The 17,313-nt window shown below is 58.9% G+C and carries 20 protein-coding genes; 12 read left to right on the top strand and 8 right to left on the bottom strand.

Going from position 1 to position 17,313, the window contains the following annotated elements; all coding sequences use genetic code 11:
• The first annotated feature begins 148 nt into the window (after nt 1-148).
• Nucleotides 149-793, top strand: coding sequence for an outer membrane beta-barrel protein (locus MWU49_RS08290; protein WP_246970489.1), 645 nt, complete (start codon nt 149-151; stop codon nt 791-793).
• A gap of 295 nt (nt 794-1,088) precedes the next feature.
• Here MWU49_RS08290 and MWU49_RS08285 read toward each other — a convergent pair whose 3' ends face one another.
• Complete coding sequence (locus tag MWU49_RS08285) at nt 1,089-2,033, bottom strand: hypothetical protein (protein ID WP_246970486.1); 945 nt, start codon at nt 2,031-2,033, stop codon at nt 1,089-1,091.
• A complete protein-coding gene (locus MWU49_RS08280; RefSeq protein WP_246970484.1) occupies nt 2,030-2,683 on the bottom strand; it encodes an HAD family phosphatase in 654 nt (217 codons plus the stop codon). The genes MWU49_RS08285 and MWU49_RS08280 overlap by 4 nt, the downstream gene beginning before the upstream one ends.
• A 288-nt stretch (nt 2,684-2,971) precedes the next feature.
• On the opposite strand from MWU49_RS08280, the gene MWU49_RS08275 reads away from it, so the two are divergent.
• The 4 genes from MWU49_RS08275 (at nt 2,972) to MWU49_RS08260 (ending at nt 7,719) form a co-directional block, all read left to right on the top strand.
• Complete coding sequence (locus MWU49_RS08275) at nt 2,972-3,523, top strand: RNA pyrophosphohydrolase (protein WP_281502134.1); 552 nt, start codon at nt 2,972-2,974, stop codon at nt 3,521-3,523.
• Nucleotides 3,516-5,795: a phosphoenolpyruvate--protein phosphotransferase gene (gene ptsP / locus MWU49_RS08270; protein ID WP_246970482.1), complete on the top strand. Its 2,280-nt coding sequence runs from the start codon at nt 3,516-3,518 to the stop codon at nt 5,793-5,795. Before MWU49_RS08275 ends, ptsP begins: the two co-directional genes overlap by 8 nt.
• Nucleotides 5,796-5,797: 2 nt before the next feature.
• On the top strand, nt 5,798-7,231 hold the full coding sequence (locus tag MWU49_RS08265; protein ID WP_246970479.1) for a M20/M25/M40 family metallo-hydrolase: 1,434 nt from the start codon (nt 5,798-5,800) through the stop codon (nt 7,229-7,231).
• Between the two features lie 65 nt (nt 7,232-7,296).
• Complete coding sequence (locus tag MWU49_RS08260) at nt 7,297-7,719, top strand: PaaI family thioesterase (protein ID WP_246970476.1); 423 nt, start codon at nt 7,297-7,299, stop codon at nt 7,717-7,719.
• 21 nt (nt 7,720-7,740) lie between these two features.
• Here MWU49_RS08260 and MWU49_RS08255 read toward each other — a convergent pair whose 3' ends face one another.
• The gene (locus MWU49_RS08255) at nt 7,741-8,505 is read right to left on the bottom strand and encodes an NRDE family protein (protein WP_246970474.1); all 765 of its coding nucleotides are present in this window, start codon (nt 8,503-8,505) and stop codon (nt 7,741-7,743) included.
• A 167-nt stretch (nt 8,506-8,672) separates the two neighbouring features.
• On the opposite strand from MWU49_RS08255, the gene MWU49_RS08250 reads away from it, so the two are divergent.
• The 4 genes from MWU49_RS08250 to MWU49_RS08235 all read left to right on the top strand — a co-directional run bounded on the left by MWU49_RS08250 (nt 8,673) and on the right by MWU49_RS08235 (nt 11,718).
• Nucleotides 8,673-9,476, top strand: coding sequence for a sulfite exporter TauE/SafE family protein (locus MWU49_RS08250; RefSeq protein ID WP_246970472.1), 804 nt, complete (start codon nt 8,673-8,675; stop codon nt 9,474-9,476).
• Nucleotides 9,477-9,482: 6 nt separating this feature from the next.
• A complete protein-coding gene (gene lgt / locus MWU49_RS08245) occupies nt 9,483-10,277 on the top strand; it encodes a prolipoprotein diacylglyceryl transferase (RefSeq protein ID WP_246970470.1) in 795 nt (264 codons plus the stop codon).
• Nucleotides 10,278-10,302: 25 nt separating this feature from the next.
• Nucleotides 10,303-11,136: a thymidylate synthase gene (locus tag MWU49_RS08240; RefSeq protein WP_246970468.1), complete on the top strand. Its 834-nt coding sequence runs from the start codon at nt 10,303-10,305 to the stop codon at nt 11,134-11,136.
• Between the two features lie 72 nt (nt 11,137-11,208).
• A complete protein-coding gene (locus MWU49_RS08235; RefSeq protein WP_246970466.1) occupies nt 11,209-11,718 on the top strand; it encodes a dihydrofolate reductase in 510 nt (169 codons plus the stop codon).
• A gap of 479 nt (nt 11,719-12,197) precedes the next feature.
• On the opposite strand, the gene MWU49_RS08230 is transcribed toward MWU49_RS08235, so the two are convergent.
• The 3 genes from MWU49_RS08230 to MWU49_RS08220 all read right to left on the bottom strand — a co-directional run bounded on the left by MWU49_RS08230 (nt 12,198) and on the right by MWU49_RS08220 (nt 13,984).
• A complete protein-coding gene (locus MWU49_RS08230; protein WP_246970464.1) occupies nt 12,198-12,620 on the bottom strand; it encodes an OsmC family protein in 423 nt (140 codons plus the stop codon).
• A 97-nt stretch (nt 12,621-12,717) separates the two neighbouring features.
• Nucleotides 12,718-13,404: a hypothetical protein gene (locus MWU49_RS08225; RefSeq protein ID WP_246970461.1), complete on the bottom strand. Its 687-nt coding sequence runs from the start codon at nt 13,402-13,404 to the stop codon at nt 12,718-12,720.
• Between the two features lie 85 nt (nt 13,405-13,489).
• Nucleotides 13,490-13,984, bottom strand: coding sequence for a DUF6231 family protein (locus tag MWU49_RS08220; protein WP_246970458.1), 495 nt, complete (start codon nt 13,982-13,984; stop codon nt 13,490-13,492).
• A 333-nt stretch (nt 13,985-14,317) separates the two neighbouring features.
• Between MWU49_RS08220 and MWU49_RS08215 the strand changes: the two genes are divergently transcribed.
• Both MWU49_RS08215 and MWU49_RS08210 read left to right on the top strand, forming a co-directional pair.
• A complete protein-coding gene (locus MWU49_RS08215; protein ID WP_246970454.1) occupies nt 14,318-14,494 on the top strand; it encodes a hemin uptake protein HemP in 177 nt (58 codons plus the stop codon).
• 254 nt (nt 14,495-14,748) lie between these two features.
• Nucleotides 14,749-15,711 (top strand): hypothetical protein, encoded by a 963-nt coding sequence (locus MWU49_RS08210; protein WP_246970453.1) that lies wholly within the window; start codon nt 14,749-14,751, stop codon nt 15,709-15,711.
• A 234-nt stretch (nt 15,712-15,945) separates the two neighbouring features.
• Here MWU49_RS08210 and MWU49_RS08205 read toward each other — a convergent pair whose 3' ends face one another.
• Both MWU49_RS08205 and MWU49_RS08200 read right to left on the bottom strand, forming a co-directional pair.
• Nucleotides 15,946-16,260 carry a YqcC family protein gene (locus MWU49_RS08205; protein WP_246970452.1) on the bottom strand — a complete coding sequence of 105 codons (315 nt, stop codon included), beginning with the start codon at nt 16,258-16,260 and terminating at the stop codon, nt 15,946-15,948.
• Nucleotides 16,261-16,268: 8 nt separating this feature from the next.
• A complete protein-coding gene (locus MWU49_RS08200) occupies nt 16,269-16,976 on the bottom strand; it encodes an HAD family hydrolase (RefSeq protein ID WP_246970451.1) in 708 nt (235 codons plus the stop codon).
• A gap of 179 nt (nt 16,977-17,155) precedes the next feature.
• Between MWU49_RS08200 and MWU49_RS08195 the strand changes: the two genes are divergently transcribed.
• Nucleotides 17,156-17,311, top strand: a complete 156-nt coding sequence (locus tag MWU49_RS08195) for a hypothetical protein (protein WP_246970450.1) — start codon at nt 17,156-17,158, stop codon at nt 17,309-17,311.
• Nucleotides 17,312-17,313: the final 2 nt, after the last annotated feature.

The following is a 17,313-nucleotide window of genomic DNA, read 5'->3' as shown; positions in this document are numbered from 1 at the left end:
AGGCCGTGTTATAACCCCGTCGACTTTTTGAAAAACTTTTATAAATCTCCGGTTTTTCGGAGGGGCTCCACAGTTTGGGGTGCCGCATAGAACGTATAGTGGTGCCGTTTTGTAGAGCCGTTCAAATTTTGAAGAGGACGTCATTTTCATGTTCAAGAAAACATTGCTTGTGTCAGGTATTGCTCTGGCTATCGCTGCCCCCGCCATGGCGGAGCAGCGCACTTCTGCCGTTCGCGACAACGGTTTTTCCTATAACTATGGTCAGCTGGCCTATGATCAGTGGGACTATGACGGTGCCTTTGATGTGGATGCCCTGACTGCAGAAGGTGCCTTCGCTCTGGATGAACATCTGTTCGTGCGCGGTGGTTTGTCTTTCTTCGATGGTGATTTCGATTACGGCTATTCCGATAGCGACGTGGACGGTAACCGTATCTATGGCGGCGTAGGCTTCCACTCCCCGCTGCAGCAGAACCTGGATTTTGTCGGTTCTGCTGACATCATCTACGAAAAGTATGAAAGCGATGTGGTCGTCTGTTATCCCTTCGCCGGTTGTGTAACCGCCGATGGCGACGATGACGATATCGGTTTTGAGCTGCGTGGTGGTGTACGCGCGGCGGTAGCCGACAAGGTAGAGCTGGAAGGTGGTCTGTCTTACTTCGACGTGTTCGATAACGACGTTACCCTCTACGCCCAGGGCCTGTTCAAGGCAACTCCGGCAGTGGATGTGGGCGCCCGCCTGCTGTTCGGTGGTGACCGGGAGTCCATCGGTGTATTCGGTCGCTACAACTTCTAAGCGATCTTTGCCCGATAAAAAAAGCCCGCCGGGGAAACCCGGCGGGCTTTTTTGTGGGCCGCTTTGCGGCGGCCTCACGCTTCACACAACACGCAAACCCGAAACCGCACTGTGGGAGCGAGCTTGCTCGCCAAGCGGTTTTGGTCGAGGCTTGGGCAGGCTTCGTTTGCAAGCAAACTCCCACAGCAAGCAGACGGGGCGATTCCCGTGCGTGCTTCTCCCCAATCCCTGGATAACGGTTATCTTGTGTCGTTCTGCGGCCGCTGCATGCAGCAGGGCACTGCGGGTTTCCGTGTCAGGCGTCGGGAGCTTTCTTATCCTGCAAGGCGGTAATTGCCTGCCAACCTGCTTTCTTGCTGGCGTCAATGGCATCGAGGATGCCGGTGCGGGTCTGCTCCCAGGCCGAGCCTGCGCTTTCCGGCAGTTGTTGCAGGGACTGCAGCAACAACGCGCTTAACTCCTGACGCACCGTTTGCGGAATAACCAGTTCTTCATCATTGGCTGCGCTGTCAGTCAGTTGCTGATGACGTTCAAGCATGCGCGACAGTGCGCAGTCCAGATCGCCGCTGAGCACAGGTGTCTCGCTGAGGAGGGCCTGGTAATCCGCCAGAAGTTGCTCTCCAGCCAGTTTCAGATAGAGCCGTCTGCGCGGGGCGTTGTTCTCCTCACCCTGAAAATAACTCAGCGCTTTCGCTGTTTCGTCGCTGCCGTTGAGTACCACCAGCATGGCTGACAGGCCCAGGCTGGCTTCCGCCAGGTCGGTGGCGCCGTGTTGCTGGCGCAGGGTTTTGCGATCCATCTCAAGATAAGGGTCGCTGATCAGACCGGACTCCGGCCATTGCGGCATGGCGTCGATATAGCCCGGGTAAAGCGGCCAGCTGTCCATGCGCGCGAGCAAAGCCTGTTGATCCAGCAGGCAGGCGCGAGCATTAAGCAGCAGGGCTTGTTTTCCAAAGGTGGCGTACCAGCCTGCCAGGGCAGTGCGTGCCTGTTTGAGGCTTTCTTCAGAGGGGCTTTGTTCCAGTGTGACCAGTGCCTGCTGCCAGCTGGCAGCGGCCTGTTCAAACTCGGTGCGGCTTTGTTCTTGCCATTCGGTAATGACTATCCCGCTTTCTGCCACGGTTTCCGTTGCCGTGACCGGCGCTGGCTCTTCAGGGGAATCGCAACCGGTGAAAGTCATGGCGAGCAAGGCGGCAGCAAGTGTGCCCAGTGAGGCTTTCAGGGAGGTCATTGGTATCATCGCAAGCTCATTACTTTCCAGCCGCGTTCATAGGCTTCGCGCTCCAACGTGGCGTCCGGGTCCACGGCCACCGGATTATCCACCTGTTCGAGTAACGGGATGTCGTTATGGGAGTCGCTGTAGAACCAGCTGCCTTCCAGCGTTTCGTCATTGGCTTTCAGCCAGTCATGCAGGCGCGTGACCTTGCCTTCCCGGTAACTGGGGATACCGGCGATGTCTCCGGTATAGCGCTCTTTCTTGCACTCGGCCACGGTGGCAATCAGGTGGTCTACGCCCAGTCGATCGGCTATCGGGGCGGTAACGAAATCGTTGGTGGCGGTAATGATCATCAGGGTGTGGCCCTGATCCCGGTGTTGCTGGAGCAGGGTTTCTGCCTTGGGAAGCCACATTGCGTCGAGTTTTTCAGCCAGGAACTGCTCGCGCCAGAAATGCAGCTGGGTCATGTCATTGTCCGCCAGCACTTTCAGCGAAAATCGCAGGTAGGCCATGATATCCAGACGACCGTTCTGGTAATCCACATAAAACTGGTCGTTGGTTGCCTTGTAGTGCTCGGCATCCACGATGCCTTTCTCTACCAGCCAGTCACCCCACAGGTGGTCTGAATCGACGCCGATCAGGGTGTTGTCCAGGTCAAAAATTGCGAGTGTCATGGCCTCTCCTATACTCAGCCGCTCATTCTAGGGGATGGCGCGGACAAGTTATAGCGACTGGCAGGCGCGAATGGGGCGGAAAAATGCAAAAAGGGTATGGAAGTTGCACCGGATTCCTGACTCGGGAATTGATTGCAGGTTGCCGGACAAGGTTTAATGGGGCAATTGCGCCTGAAAAGCGGATGAGGGGTTTGGTGGCCCCTTAACCCTATGAACTATAGGGATTTTCAGGCATTGGGTTGCTGACATCCTGTGCGCCAGGTGCGCAGCCCCAACTCCAGAGAGATCATGACAGGCATTATTGATGAAAAGGGATTCCGGCTGAATGTCGGGATCATTATTGCCGGCGAGGATGGCCGGGTGTTCTGGGGCCGCCGGGTGGGTAATCGTGATGCCTGGCAGTTTCCCCAGGGCGGAATGATGCCCGGTGAAACGCCTGAAGAAACCCTGTTCCGTGAACTGGAAGAGGAAGTGGGCCTGCGGGCCGAGCATGTGGAAATTATTGCTTCCACGGAAGGATGGCTGACCTACCGGCTGCCGCGTCGTTTCCTGCGTCGCCCCCGTAACCGTCCGCATTGTATCGGTCAGCGCCAGAAGTGGTTCCTGTTGCGGCTCACCGCCAGTGAGGAATCCATTGATCTGTTTGCCAGCGATAGCCCGGAATTCAAGGCCTGGCGCTGGGTGAATTACTGGTATCCGATCCGCAAGGTGGTGCACTTCAAGCGCGGGGTGTATGCCCGCGCCCTGCGTGAGCTGGCACCGGCCCTGAAGAAGGAAGTGGGCTCGCTGTCCGGCAAGCCGGCTGCTCCAGCCCGTAGCGGAGGCACAGACGATGCTTGATACCCTGCGCCGCATTGTCCAGGAAGTGAACAATGCGCCAGATATCCGTGCTGCACTGGATCTGATGGCAAAGCGGGTGCGCGATGCCATGGGCACCGAGGTGTGCTCCATTTATCTTCGCGACGAAGATGAGCAGCGCTATGTGCTGATGGCGTCGGAAGGTCTCAAGCAGGAAGCGGTCGGGCATGTCAGCCTGGGGCTCGCCGAAGGTCTGATCGGGCAGGTCGGTCTGCGTGAGGAGCCGGTCAACCTGGAAGATGCTTTCACCCATCCCAAGTTCCACTATCTGGCAGAGACCGGGGAAGATCCTTTCCACGCCTTCCTGGGCGTGCCTGTGATGCATCATGGCAAGGTGCTGGGCGTGATGGTGGTTCAGCAGCGGGATGTGCGCCGCTTTGACCAGAGTGAAGAAGCGTTTCTGGTCACCATCTCCGCCCAGTTGTCCGCGGTCATTGCTCACGCCCATGCGTCAGGGGTGCTGTTCGATCAGCTGGAAGCCGGCGACGATGGCTCCCTGCCGAGCTTTTACGACGGCCTGCCCGGCTGTCCCGGCGCGGCGATTGGTTACGGTGTGCTGCTGTTCCCGGAGGCAGATCTGGCCTCGGTGCCGGATCGTCAGGTGGAGGATGTCAGCGACGAAATCGCTCGCCTGGATGATGCCCTGGTGCGCACCCGTCAGGAAGTTCGTGATCTGGCCGAGCGGGCCTCAAGAACCCTGGGCACGGAAGAGCAGGCGCTGTTCGATGTCTACCTGCGCATGCTGGATCGTCATGCCCTGCCAGCAGAAGTGATTGCCCTGATTCGCGAAGGCCAATGGGCTCAGGGCGCGTTGCGCGATGTGGTCGACAAGCATGTGCGCAATTTCGAGATGATGGATGATCCCTACCTGCGTGAGCGGGCAGCGGATGTCCGCGATCTTGGCCGCCGGGTGCTGGCCCAGCTGCAGAGCCAGACCCGCCGACATGTGATCTTTCCCGACGAATGCATCCTGCTGGGCGAGGATATTTCTGCGCCCATGCTGATGGAAGTTCCCCGTGAGCGCATTCGCGGCATTGTCACCACCCGTGGCTCACGCAATTCGCACATGGCCATTGTGGCTCGTGCCATGGGTATCCCCACGGTGGTGGGCGCCCAGAATCTGCCGCTCAAGCAGATGGATGACAAGGAAATCATCGTCGATGGTTTCCGTGGCCGGGTAGTGGCCAATGCCTCACCGGAATTGAAGGCGCAGTTTGAAGAAATTATCCGTGAGGAGGCTACCCTCCAGGCCGGTCTGGAACGCCTGCGTGATATGCCGGCGGAAACCGAGGACGGCAATCGCATTCAGTTGCAGGTGAACACCGGACTGATGACGGACATTACCCGCTCGCTGGAGCGGGGCGCGGAAGGGGTGGGCTTGTACCGCACCGAGATTCCTTTCATGGTCCGTGACCGTTTTCCTTCCGAGGAAGAGCAGCGGGTGATCTACCGGGAGCAGCTGGCGGCGTTCGCCCCCCATACGGTGACCATGCGCACTCTGGATGTGGGTGGCGACAAGTCGCTCAGCTATTTCCCCATCGAGGAAGAAAACCCCTTCCTCGGCTGGCGGGGTATCCGGGTCACCCTGGACCACCCGGAAATTTTCATGGTGCAGTTGCGTGCCATGCTCAAGGCCAGTGAAGGACTGAACAATCTGCGTATCATGCTGCCCATGGTGACCAGCGTGATCGAGGCAGAGGATGCCCAGCATTTCATTCACCGTGCCTGGCTGGAAGTCCGCGAAGAGGGGCTCGACATTCCCATGCCGGAAGTGGGTGTGATGATCGAGGTGCCCGCGTCGGTCTATCAGGCCAGGGCGCTCGCCCAGCGAGTGGATTTCTTCTCCATCGGCACCAATGACCTGACCCAGTATCTGTTGGCGGTGGACCGAAATAATCGCCAGGTGGCCTCGCTGTATAACTCCTATCACCCGGCGGTGCTGCATTCGATTCTGCATGTGGTCGAGCAGGCCCGCGAGGAAGGCAAGAAGGTTTCCGTGTGCGGCGAGATGGCCGGTGAGCCGGCGGCAGCCCTGCTGCTGATGGCCATGGGGGTAGATGCCCTGTCCATGAATGCGTCCAACCTGCTCAAGGTAAAAGCCGCGATTCGCCAGGTGAAGATGTGCTTCATTCGCAAGCTGCTCAGCGAAGTGCTGGCCATGGATAACGCCGAGGTGATTTCAGCCTACGTGGATCTGCAGCTGGACAAGGCGGGTCTTGGTGACCTCTTGCGCAATCGCAAGGCGCTTGGCTGAGCATGCGCAAACTGCTGCTCGCCGCCGTGCTGGTGTTGCTGGCGGTGTTGCTGATCCGCACCCTGATGGTGGTGCCGGCGGAGCGCCCGCAGGCAATTCTTCCCGCCCTTTCCGAGTCCACTGATGAGCAGGCAATGGTGGCGCGCCTGTCCCGTGCCATTACCTTTGCCACCGTGACGGGAGAGGGGGAGAGCTTCGATGCGTTTCAGTCTTTCCTGAAAATCTCCTTTCCACGGGTCTACGACTCCCTGTCCCTGACAACCTTTGACCACAGCCTGCTGTTTCACTGGAACAGTGGCAACGATTGCAAGCCAACCCTGTTGCTGGCCCATCAGGATGTGGTGCCGGTAGTTGATGCGCAAAGCTGGGATTACCCGCCTTTTTCGGGAGCTATCGAAGAGGGTTATGTGTGGGGCCGTGGTTCCATGGACGACAAGGTCAGTGTCATGGCGATCCTGGAAGCAGTGGAGGCCATGCTGACCGAGGGCGAGAAACCCGCCTGTGATGTGTGGCTGGCATTCGGCCATGACGAGGAAATCGGCGGCGTTGGCGGAGCGGCCAAGATGGCGGCCTGGTTGTTATCCCAAGGGCTGCAGTTCGAGCTGGTGCTGGATGAAGGCGGCATGATTCTGCCGGGGGAGGCCCTGGGTATCAGCGAGCCGGTGGCCCTGATCGGCATCGCTGAGAAGGGTTATCTGAGTGTGGAGCTGCGCGCCCATGGTGAGGCAGGTCATTCCTCACGGCCGCCGCCCCGCACCGCCATTGGTGAGTTGGCGGAGGCAATTAACGCCCTGCAAGCGAATCCCCGTCCGGCCTCCCTTGGCGAGCCGACCCGGAAAATGCTTGAACAGGTCGCGCCTTGGCAACCCTTTGGCAAGCGGCTGGTGTTTGCCAATCTGTGGCTGTTTGAACCTTTGGTGATTCAGCAGTTGGCCAGAAAGCCCGAAACCGATGCCTTGATACGGACCACCATGGCACCGACCATGCTCAATGCAGGAGTGAAGGATAATGTTCTGCCGGGTCTGGCCCAGGCGGTGATTAACTTCCGCTTGCTGCCGGGAGAAAGTCGGGATGACATTCTGTTATGGCTCAAGAGTACCCTGCCGCCAGGCGTGAAGGTGCGTATCCATGAGGGATTCTTTGCCGAGGCGTCGGCGGTGTCCCCCGCCGATTCGCCAGCCTTCCACCGGGTGGCGGCGTTGGCCGCCGCCTTGCCGGGTAAGCCGGTCCCCGCTCCCTTCCTGCTGATTGCGGGCAGCGATGCGCGTCACTATCAGGCGTTATCGAAAAATGTACTGCGTTTTATGCCGGTCTCCCTTCAGCAGGAAGACATTGCCCGCTTCCATGGTGCCAATGAGCGCCAGGCTGTAGATCAGTATGCGCGGATGGTTCGCTTCTATACCGGGGTGATGCAGGGTGCGGGGGCCAGCATGTAATCGGACAGCCCGGTTTGGGTTGTCGCCGGCGACTCCATCAACGACAGCGAAAAGGAAGATAGTGGATGGCATCTGAGCTAAGCGCAGAAAAATTGAATCAGGTCGGCAGCGAGTGTCTGCCGGGGCTGGTGGGAATGACCCTGGAAAGCATCAGCGATGCAGGGGCCCGTGGCATTTTGCCGGTGACGCAAAGGCTGATGGCACCTAATGGTTTTCTGCATGCCGCATCTGTCATTGCCCTGGCGGATTCCTGTTGCGGTTACGCTACCTTGCATGGGTTGCCGGAAGGGGCGACCAGTTTTACCACGATCGAGCTGAAATCCAACTTTCTTGGCACCGCACGTGATGGGGTTATCGAGTGTGTGGCAAGCCCCTCCCACCGTGGTCGCACGACCCAGGTGTGGGACGCCACCGTCACTCACCGGGAAACGGGCAAAACCATCGCCATGTTTCGTTGCACGCAGATGATCCTGTACCCCAAGGCATAGAGCTTAAGGGGGAGGGGCCTGTCAGCGTGCCCGATTGTCGTTGAAGGAGGCAGAGACCCCTCCGACAGGGCTGCCGTCCGGTTGCCAGACCTGTTCCAGCATTTGCGGTGGCCCCTGCCGGTTCAGCACCACCGCGCTGCTGGCACGGGTGCCGTAGTTGGGCGAGTGGATAAATACCGGCGCCACCAGCCGTTCCAGGTCGATCCCTACACCGGTATCAGGCAGTTCATCATCGGCGGGCTGGTGGCGATCGTTAACCACTTCCAATAGCTGTTCCAGTGAGCCGCCCTGACGGATAGTGTCCTCCAGGTGTCGTTTGGCTCGCTGCACTTTCGGCCAGGGATCATCCATCAGTCCGTTGCTGAGGCCATGAATGCCGGGTGCCACCGGTTGCGGGCTGGCGCCACGATTACCCAGGTACCAGAGACTCTCCGGGGTGCCGACCAAAAGGTTGAAGGCGCCGTAGTGATGTTGCTCGTCGGCCAGTTCGCGGGCGAACTGTTCCGGGCTGGTGGTGGATTCCAGAAAGGCGCTGGGGAGCAGGCCACGGGAGCGCTCCCCGGGCTGACGGTCGGTAATCGGTTCGCGGAAGTTGGTGACCACAGCAAAGCGGCCATTGCGATGAATCCCCAGCCAGGTGCCGCCGGCGGTCAGGTCCAGCCCGCAGAAAATCTCCCCACGCCAACGCGCAGCCTCCGCCGGTCGGGCATGAAACTCATCCCGATTCGCCGCCACCCGCAACGGGGTATCGGATTCCGGTTGCCAGTCCAGCAGTACAATGCACATGGGTATTTCCTTTATTTGTCACTCGCCTGAGATTACCAATGTGGCTGGCAATGGCTCCAGGGATTGGGCTGACTGAGGGTTTTCAGCGTCAGACTTCGAGCATCCGGCGTCCAGCGTCCCCCCGTGCTAGCATACCTGCCTTGCAATGCTCTGTGTTGGGAGAGACTGTGCTGGAGTTGTTTCTGATCTGTCTGGGTGTAGGCGTGGGAGCCGGCTTGCTGGCCGGGGCGCTGGGGCTGGGCGGAGGCGTGGTGATCGTGCCGGCGCTGATTTTCCTGTTCCACGGCCTCGGGTTCCCGCCGGAACTGGTCGCCAAGATGGCGGTGGCCACCTCCCTGAGTACCATCATTATTACTTCTATCAGCGCAGTGCGTACCCACCATGTGGCTGGCTTTGTGCGCTGGCCGGTGGCGTTCCGTCTTGGCGTGGGCATCGTGCTGGGGGCGTTTGCGGGTGCCTTCATTGCCGATGCCATGAAAGGGGAATTGCTGACCCGCCTGTTCGGTCTGTTTGCCATGGTGATTGCCTTGCAGATGTTGCTGATGGGTAATCGCAAGGTAGATGAGTCTCTGCCCGAGCGGGTGCCGGGTGCCTTGGGGTTGGGCGTCGCAGGGGCGGTGATCGGCACCGGCTCGGCAATTTTCGGCATAGGTGGCGGCTCACTAACGGTGCCTTTCCTGAGCTGGTGCCGGTTGAAGATGCAGCAGGCGGTGGCGATTTCCTCCGCCTGCGGCCTGCCCATCGCCATTGCCGGCACGGTGGGGTTTGCGGTGGCGGGTTGGAATGAGCAGCACCTGCCTCAGGGCGCGCTGGGATATGTGTTTTTACCGGCCACAGCCGGTATAGTGCTCACCAGTTTTCCGTTTGCCCGTCTGGCCGCCAGGGTCAGTCACCGCCTGCCTTCTGCCACGCTCAAGCGGGTATTTGCGGCGGTGCTGTTTGTGCTCGGGCTGAAACTGCTGTTTGGATAAGTGATTATGGAATTTCCCGTGATTGATCCGGTGGCCATCGCCATTGGTCCCCTCAAGATCCACTGGTATGGCCTGATGTACATGATCGGCTTTGCTGCCGCCTGGTGGCTCGGCACGGTGCGGGCGAGCAAGCAGGGCTCCGGCTGGACCAGGGACCAGGTCAGCGATCTGGTCTTTTACGGCGCCATGGGGGTGATCCTCGGTGGTCGTCTGGGGTATGTGTTCTTCTACAACTTCAGCAAGTTCCTGGCAGACCCTCTCTGGCTGGTGAAGGTCTGGGACGGCGGCATGAGCTTCCACGGTGGTGCCATTGGCGTGCTGGTGGCATTCGCGCTGTTTGCCCGCAAGACCAACAAGCGTTACTTCGAAGTGGCTGACTTCATGGTGCCCATGGTGCCTATCGGGCTGGCCACCGGTCGGTTCGGTAATTTCATCAATGCCGAACTGTGGGGCCGTACTTCCGATGTGCCCTGGGCGATGGTGTTCCCTACCGATCCCCAGCGGTTGCCCCGCCATCCCTCCCAGCTGTATGAGTGTCTGCTGGAAGGCGTGTTGTTGTTTGCGGTGCTGTGGATTTATTCCGCCAAACCCCGCCCAGCGGCGGCGGTGACTGGGCTGTTCGGTGTTGGCTATGGCGCGGCGCGGACCTTTGTGGAATTCTTCCGGGAGCCGGATGCGCATATCGGTTATCTGGCCGGCGGCTGGCTGACCATGGGCATGCTGCTCAGTATTCCGATGATTATTCTTGGTATCGCCATGATGGTCTGGGCGTATCGCACTGATGCGCGTCAGACTGCATGAGCAGAGACGGTGTAAAGGTTAAGGCATGAAGCAATATCTGGATCTACTGCGCCATGTGCGTGACAGCGGCACCTTCAAGGAAGACCGTACCGGTACCGGCACCTATGCGGTGTTCGGCTACCAGATGCGCTATGACCTGAGCGAGGGTTTTCCCATGCTCACCACCAAGAAGCTGCATCTGCGCTCCATTATCCATGAGCTGCTGTGGTTCCTGTCCGGTGAGACCAACATCCGTTACCTGAAGGAAAATGGCGTTTCCATCTGGGATGAGTGGGCCACGGATGACGGTGAGCTGGGCCCGGTCTATGGTGAGCAGTGGCGCAGCTGGAAGACCCCGGATGGCCAGGTCATCGACCAGATCACTCAGGTACTGGACGAGATCAAGCGCAACCCGGATTCCCGGCGTCTGGTGGTCAGTGCCTGGAACCCGGCGGTGCTGCCGGATCCGTCCATTTCCCCGGATGCCAACGCGGCCGCCGGCAAGCAGGCGCTGCCGCCGTGTCACTGCCTGTTCCAGTTCTATGTGGCGGACGGCAAGCTGAGCTGCCAGCTTTATCAGCGCAGTGGTGACATTTTCCTGGGGGTGCCGTTCAACATTGCTTCCTATGCGCTGCTGACCTTGATGATGGCTCAGGTGTGTGGCCTGGAGCCCGGCGACTTCGTGCACACCCTGGGCGACGCACACCTCTACTCCAACCACCTGGAGCAGGCCGACACCCAGCTGGCCCGGCAGCCGGGCAAGTTACCCACCATGACGCTGAATCCGGAAGTGAAGGATCTGTTTGCCTTTACCTTCGATGATTTCACCCTGAGCGATTACGAGCCCCACGCCCACATCAAGGCGCCGGTAGCAATATAGGAGACGCAGCACGCAACACGCATCACGCAGCACGCGTGGGGCATGGTGCGTGGTGCGTGATGCGAGGTTTAGATGTCCATTCGACTTTCCATGATGGTGGCCAAGGCCAGTAACAGCGTGATCGGCCGCGACAACAAGCTGCCGTGGTATCTGCCCAACGATCTGAAGTACTTCAAGCAGGTGACCTTCGGCAAGCCGGTGATCATGGGGCGCAAGACCTGGGAGTCCCTCAAGGGGCCGCTGCCCGGCCGGACCAATATCGTCATCACCCGCCAGGTCGATTATGCGGCTGAGGGTGCCAAGGTGGTGACCACCCTTGAAGAAGCGGTGGAAATGGCCGAGAACGTGGCGTTTATCGATGGCCAGGAAGAAGCGGTGATCATGGGCGGTGCGGAAATCTACCAGCTGGCCCTGCCGAAAGCGGACCGTCTTTACTTGACCGAAGTGCATGCAGAGGTGGATGGGGATACCTTCTTCCCGGAATACGATACTCGCGAGTGGAACGAGATCGGCCGCGAGGACTTCGCCGCCGAAGGCCCGAATCCCTACGATTATTCGTTCGTGGTGTACGAAAGAAAATAGAGAATAGCTACAAGCTACAAGCTACAAGCTACAAGCTACAAGCTACAAGCTACAAGCTACGCTGATTGGATCAAGAAAGGCTCAAAAGTTCCCGGAGCTCGAGGATTTCTACGAAGCCGCTGTAGGAGCACCACTTGAGGTGCGAACCGAGCTCCAGCGAGGCAGCCGGTTCTGCTGGCCACCCTGATGTCAGGATGGATATTGCCCCCTCCGTTCGGCCAACAGGTTGGTTCTTCTGCTGCTATAGCTGGTTCCGGGCTCGGCAGGTCGCTAAAGAATGATCTCCTTTCGGTCGCCTCGCTGCGCCCGGTTCGTCCCCTGGAAGGGGTTATTCGCTGCGCTCACCCTGCGGGCCGCACTGCGTGCGTTACTTCGCTACGCTACGTTCCTACAGACGAAGCTGGCGCGGGGAAAGCGCTGCTCGTTTGGCGACAATTCTAATTCGCGTTGCAGCTTGTAGCTTGAGGCTTGCAGCTGATTTACCCGCGCGGTTCGATAATCACTTCACTCTTCACCGATGTGGCAATGAAGCATTTTTCATGGGCGCGCTGGTGGAGTGCCTGAATCTGGGTGATGTCTGGCTGTGTACCATTGAAGGTGACCAGTGGCTGCAGCTTGATCTGCTTGACGAAGATCTTTGCCTGGGCATTCTGCCCCAGGACGGCGGAAGGATCGTCATCGTAGCTGGATACGGAGAGGCCATCACGGGCTGCCTCGGTGAGGAACGACAGCAAGTGACAGCTGGCCAGGGCGGCAATGAAGGCTTCCTCTGGCTCCATGAATTCCTGCTGACCGTGCTGGCCGTCTACCACCCGCACCTCGTTCCCATCGGCAAGGTGCCAGAGGTAGTGATCCTGGTTGCCATGGGCTGTCCAGCTCAGGTGCATGGTATGTTGCGGCACAGCATTTCCCCCAGTGTATGTTCTGTTTCCCTTTTCCTCAGTATGCCATTTATCGGCATCTTTGCCATGGCAGTATGTAACCGGGTGTTCAGCAGATTCATTGTCCGGTGTCAGGGCTGCCTGCCAGTTCCCAGAAGCGGAAGATAGCCACATTATTGAGCACCGCAAGGACGCTGATCGGCAGCGCAATGAGCAGGCTGGCGGCGGCCACATTGGGCACGGCGACACTGATGACACTGGCAATCATGCTGCTGATCAGGGTGTAGGCCATGAACACCAGCACGATCACCAGCAGTAGTGGCCATTGCTGTGATTCGGTCATGGTGAAGGACTGGCGAATGGCCCGCAGCGGATTGTGGCGATGCAGTACCACCAGGTAGGGGGCAAAGCTGAGGCGGGTGTATACCCATAGCGCCGGAAAGAAGAAGGCCAGCCAGCCCAGTGACACGCCGAGGGCGATGATGGCGTAGGTGGCGAGCAGTGTGGGGTACATCAGCAGGGCCGGGGCCATGCAGGCAATCAGGCCGGCAGGCTTGCCGCCTCGGCTGGCGGCCAGCTGGGTGATGATGGTGCCTTCCGCCAGTGGCCGTAACAGCATGATCAGGATCAGGCTGGCGGTGCTGAAGGTAATCGTGCCTTCAGGTGATTCGGGCAGGGCGATAGCCGGGCCCAAGGCCCATTGCAGCGTTTCGGTAGCCAGGGCAAAGGGTGCGGAAACCAGAAAAAGGGGGGCGAGGTAGCGCCACCAGAAGTAGAGGATTTCGCGAAAACGTTGACCAATCATGGTGTTGCCGACAAAGAAAAAAGTGACGCAACATTACGTCAGCCCCGGGATTTTTGCCAGCCGGGAGTGACCCGGCCGGACAGGGTTACCACCAGTACTTGCCCCAGTTTTCGGGGTTGGCCCAGAACCGGGAATTGTTCCAGCTGCGCTCGAAGTTGTAGTTGTCCAGATCGTAGCTGTAGATATCGAGGCTGCGGCCATCCTGACTGAAGTGGCCCTGCTCGCGGCAGCCCAGCGCCAGGAAACCGTTGCTGGGCCAGCGCAGGGTCTGCGGCGCGAGACCGGGCTGGTAGACCGCTACCACGGAATCTGTGTGCAGATTGCGGAGCAACCCCATCAGGGATTGGCCGTCACGGTGGGTCATGTATTCCAGCTGGTCAGCCACAATCGCCATGTCCACGCGCTGGATTTCTTCCAGATCATCGAAGGGGGCCGGGGACTGGATTTCGATCAGTTCGCAGTCGTGATCCTTGCACCACTGACTGACCACGGGAATGGGGTTAAGGCTTACCGCCAGGACGGAACGGGGCTGGTGGCTGTCCAGGATAGCGGCCAGACGTTCCTGAGGGGACTCGGTCATTGGGTGTGCCATCGCAGTATTCATGGTTTCAGTCTAACCCTATTGAGCAGAAGTTTTCGAGAGTGGAAAGTAAAAAGCTCTGATGTCCGGTGGAGCATGGGTGATGGAAGCACATCGTGCTACAGCATGCGGGGAAGGGTGGCGAGTTGTGAGTGACGAGTTTCGAAAGGCAAAGCCGGAATTTTTGTATGGCTTTTCACGGCTTGTCACACTCAATGAGGCTTTGCGGTCTGGAAAAAGAATCGCGATGCGCTGCAGAAAATCGCACACAGGCGTTGACGGATCCCTAATCGTTAATGATAATGATTCGCATCTGGGGATTTGGAGGTCAGCATGACACAGCTGAAAAAGCCGGCGAATTCGACACCTCGCCGGGTGGCTATCAATGCGGAAAGCAGCGTGGCCAGCACCCTGCTTCTGAATCAGCATGGCAAGCTCTGGATCGAGCATGCTGGTGAGCGTTATCTATTGAGGCGGACCTCCAATAACCGTCTGATTTTGACGAAGTGAATGAACGCTGCACGCATCATGCAACACGCAACAACGCGATAATGGGTGATCGGTTTTTGAAACCTTATCGCCGCGCTCACACTCCCGGCGCGGGTCAGGGCGCTCAAATTCGGCAGGTTCGATCCCGCGTTGTTGCGTGCAGCATGTTGCCTGTTGCGTCTCCTGTTCCCTGACGTGGATCGCCAGCCGCCGCCAGCTTTCCACACCTAATAGAACTGCACCTGGTGATCCGGTGCAGATGATCTGGAGGCTTTATGTCTGTCATGGCATGGCCCTCGGTTCCGGCGGCATCTCCCCTGTTGCGACAGTGCGGTGCGGCGCTGGGTGACCGGGTGTTGCGGTTGCAGGATGAACCGCTGGCGATTCTCAAGGCGCTGTATCGTCTTGGTTCCCTGGTAGTAACTACCTTTTCGTCTGGCTCCAAGGTATCGCAGAGCATGCGCTACCCGGCGCTCAGGGACGGCGAGTGGTGGCTCGAATCGGTGGGGGAGCGTTGCCGATTGCGGCAGAGCTTGCAGGTGGCGCAGTGGCACTCGGTGCTGGCGGTACTGGAACCCACCGGGCCCTTGCCGGCGCGCAGCCTGCTGTTTCTCGATCGCCATGGTGAGCCGCTGCAGCAAATGGCAGTGGCACCTGAGAGCGGCGGGCTGGCTTTCGAGGAACTGGTCTGTGCCATGCTGCACCCCGACCAGCAGGCGCTCAATCTACCCGGTCCGCGCTCGATTTCAGAGAGCCACAAACACCATTCTTTGAACGAAATTGAGAGGGAATGGAGCGTCAGTGGCGATGACGATGGCTTTGCGCGCTTGCTGTCGGGATTCCCCGGTACCCGCGCCAGTCTGTATGCATCCGTGCGTGACAGCTTTGCTTGTCAGGTGCGTCCGGAGACCTTGCCGGTGGTGTTGGCAGAGTCAGCGCGACAGGATGCGGCGACAACATTGTGTGTTGGCAATCAGGGCGTGCGCCTGTGCATGACCGCGCCGTGGTCATCGCCTCGCTGGCAAAATGCCCATTGCCATCTGGCCCACAACGGGGCGCTGGTGTCGCTGGACATGGCTCAGCTACACAGTCTCTGGCGACTGCGCAAACCCGGAGAAGGGCATGTAGCGACGGCCCTGGAGGCGCTGGATGCCCAGGGCAACTGGCTGTGGACCCTGTCGGCTGGAGAGGATGAGCAACAATGGCGCGGGTTGTTGAAGGGGGCGGTGATTCGATAGTGGCGAGCTACAAGCTACAAGCTACGCTTGTGGGAAAGGAAGGCCTCAAATAGTTCCCGGGTTTTGTGCATTTCTACGGAGCTGCTGTGGGAACGTAGCGTAGCGGAGTAACGCACGTAGTGCGGCCCCGAAGGGGTGAGCGGAGCGAATAACCTGCCTGCAGGCGATCCGAGCCTAAGCAAGGTATGGATTCCAGAGGCGTAATTCAATGACGGGATCTCTCGCCTCAGCGTTTTAAAAATGATCGTCAAAGGCTTTCAGCAAATTGATGATCTCACTCACATCCTGCTGCATTTCCTTCAACGCTTCTTCTGCCATAGGAGCCACATCGCAGCTGCCAGGCAGGGGGGCGCCGGCATCCATCATCGCGCGAAACCGGGCTACGAATACCCACTGCAGCCATTCACTGAAGTTCATGGTGTCGGCAAAAAACGGCGTCTGGCTTTCAAACGCTGACGGCGCCGGCGGCTGTGTGCTCCACAGGCCCTGCTTTTCCAGTTCAGCCTGCAGGTCATTGAGGATAGCAGTGAGTGCATCGTGTCGGGTCATGGAATTCTTTACTCGTCAAACAGGGGCAGAAGATCGGGGATTTCATGCAGGTGGTGGATATGGTGACTGGGATGGGCCAGATCAACCGGCCAGTCCAGATCCACCAGGTTTGCCCACACCGCGTGCATGCCATGCTCGCGGGCGGCATGCACATCTTCCAGTGGATGATCGCCGATATGCACGGCCTGATTGGCGTCGACGCCGGCATCTTTCAGGGCGGCGGCGAACATGTCCGGGGCCGGTTTGCGCTTGCCGATGGTTTCGGCGGAATGGTGGAAGGCAAACAGGTCATCGATACCGATCATTTTCAGATCCGCATTGCCATTGGTCAGTGCGCCCAGGATGTAGCTGTCCGCCAGTTGCTCCAGTACACCCCGGGCACCGGGAAAAAAACTCACCTGATTGCGGGCGCCATGGAATACCTTGAAGGCATCCAGGGCAATGCGACGGGCTTCGGCTTCGCTGAAACCGTGCTCCATAAAGGCGCGGCTCATGGCGTCCTGGCGCAGGGCTGTCAGGTTATCCAGATACTGGGGCTTTTCCTTCAGCAGGGCCGTGCGCACCGCACGCACCCGCTCGGCGCTTAGCGCGGCGGCGGCATCAGGATGGTTATCCGCAATCCAGTCACTGCAGGTCTTCTCCGCATGACGAATCACTTCGTCCACCGGCCACAGGGTGTTATCGAGATCAAAGGTGATCAGCTTGAGTTTGCTCATGGGTTTATTGTAGCGCATGGGTGGAGATGAGGCCCGGTCTGCGCCAGCATGGATGCAATTAACAACGTTTTAGGCTTTCCATGAAAAACAGACAAGCGATCCAATCCTGGTGCCCCCCAGGATTGGGGCTGATCAATAAGAGACAATGCAGACAGGAATGATCTGTTAGGGAGAAAGAGATGCGTGGGAGGTCTTGTGCCAGTGATCCCGAATGCGTAGACATTCTTAATGCCATCAGTGGTGGCAGTCCATTGGTGCTGATGATTGAAATAGTGCTGTTTATCCTGATCTGTACGTTGATTATCGTTTTGGTTATGGGGCGGGATTCCGAATAGTC

Source organism: Alcanivorax sp. S6407 (assembly GCF_023016115.1).
Lineage (GTDB): Bacteria > Pseudomonadota > Gammaproteobacteria > Pseudomonadales > Alcanivoracaceae > Alcanivorax.
The sequence above is the reverse complement of the archived record's forward strand: the minus strand, read 5'-3'. Positions and strand labels throughout refer to the sequence as shown.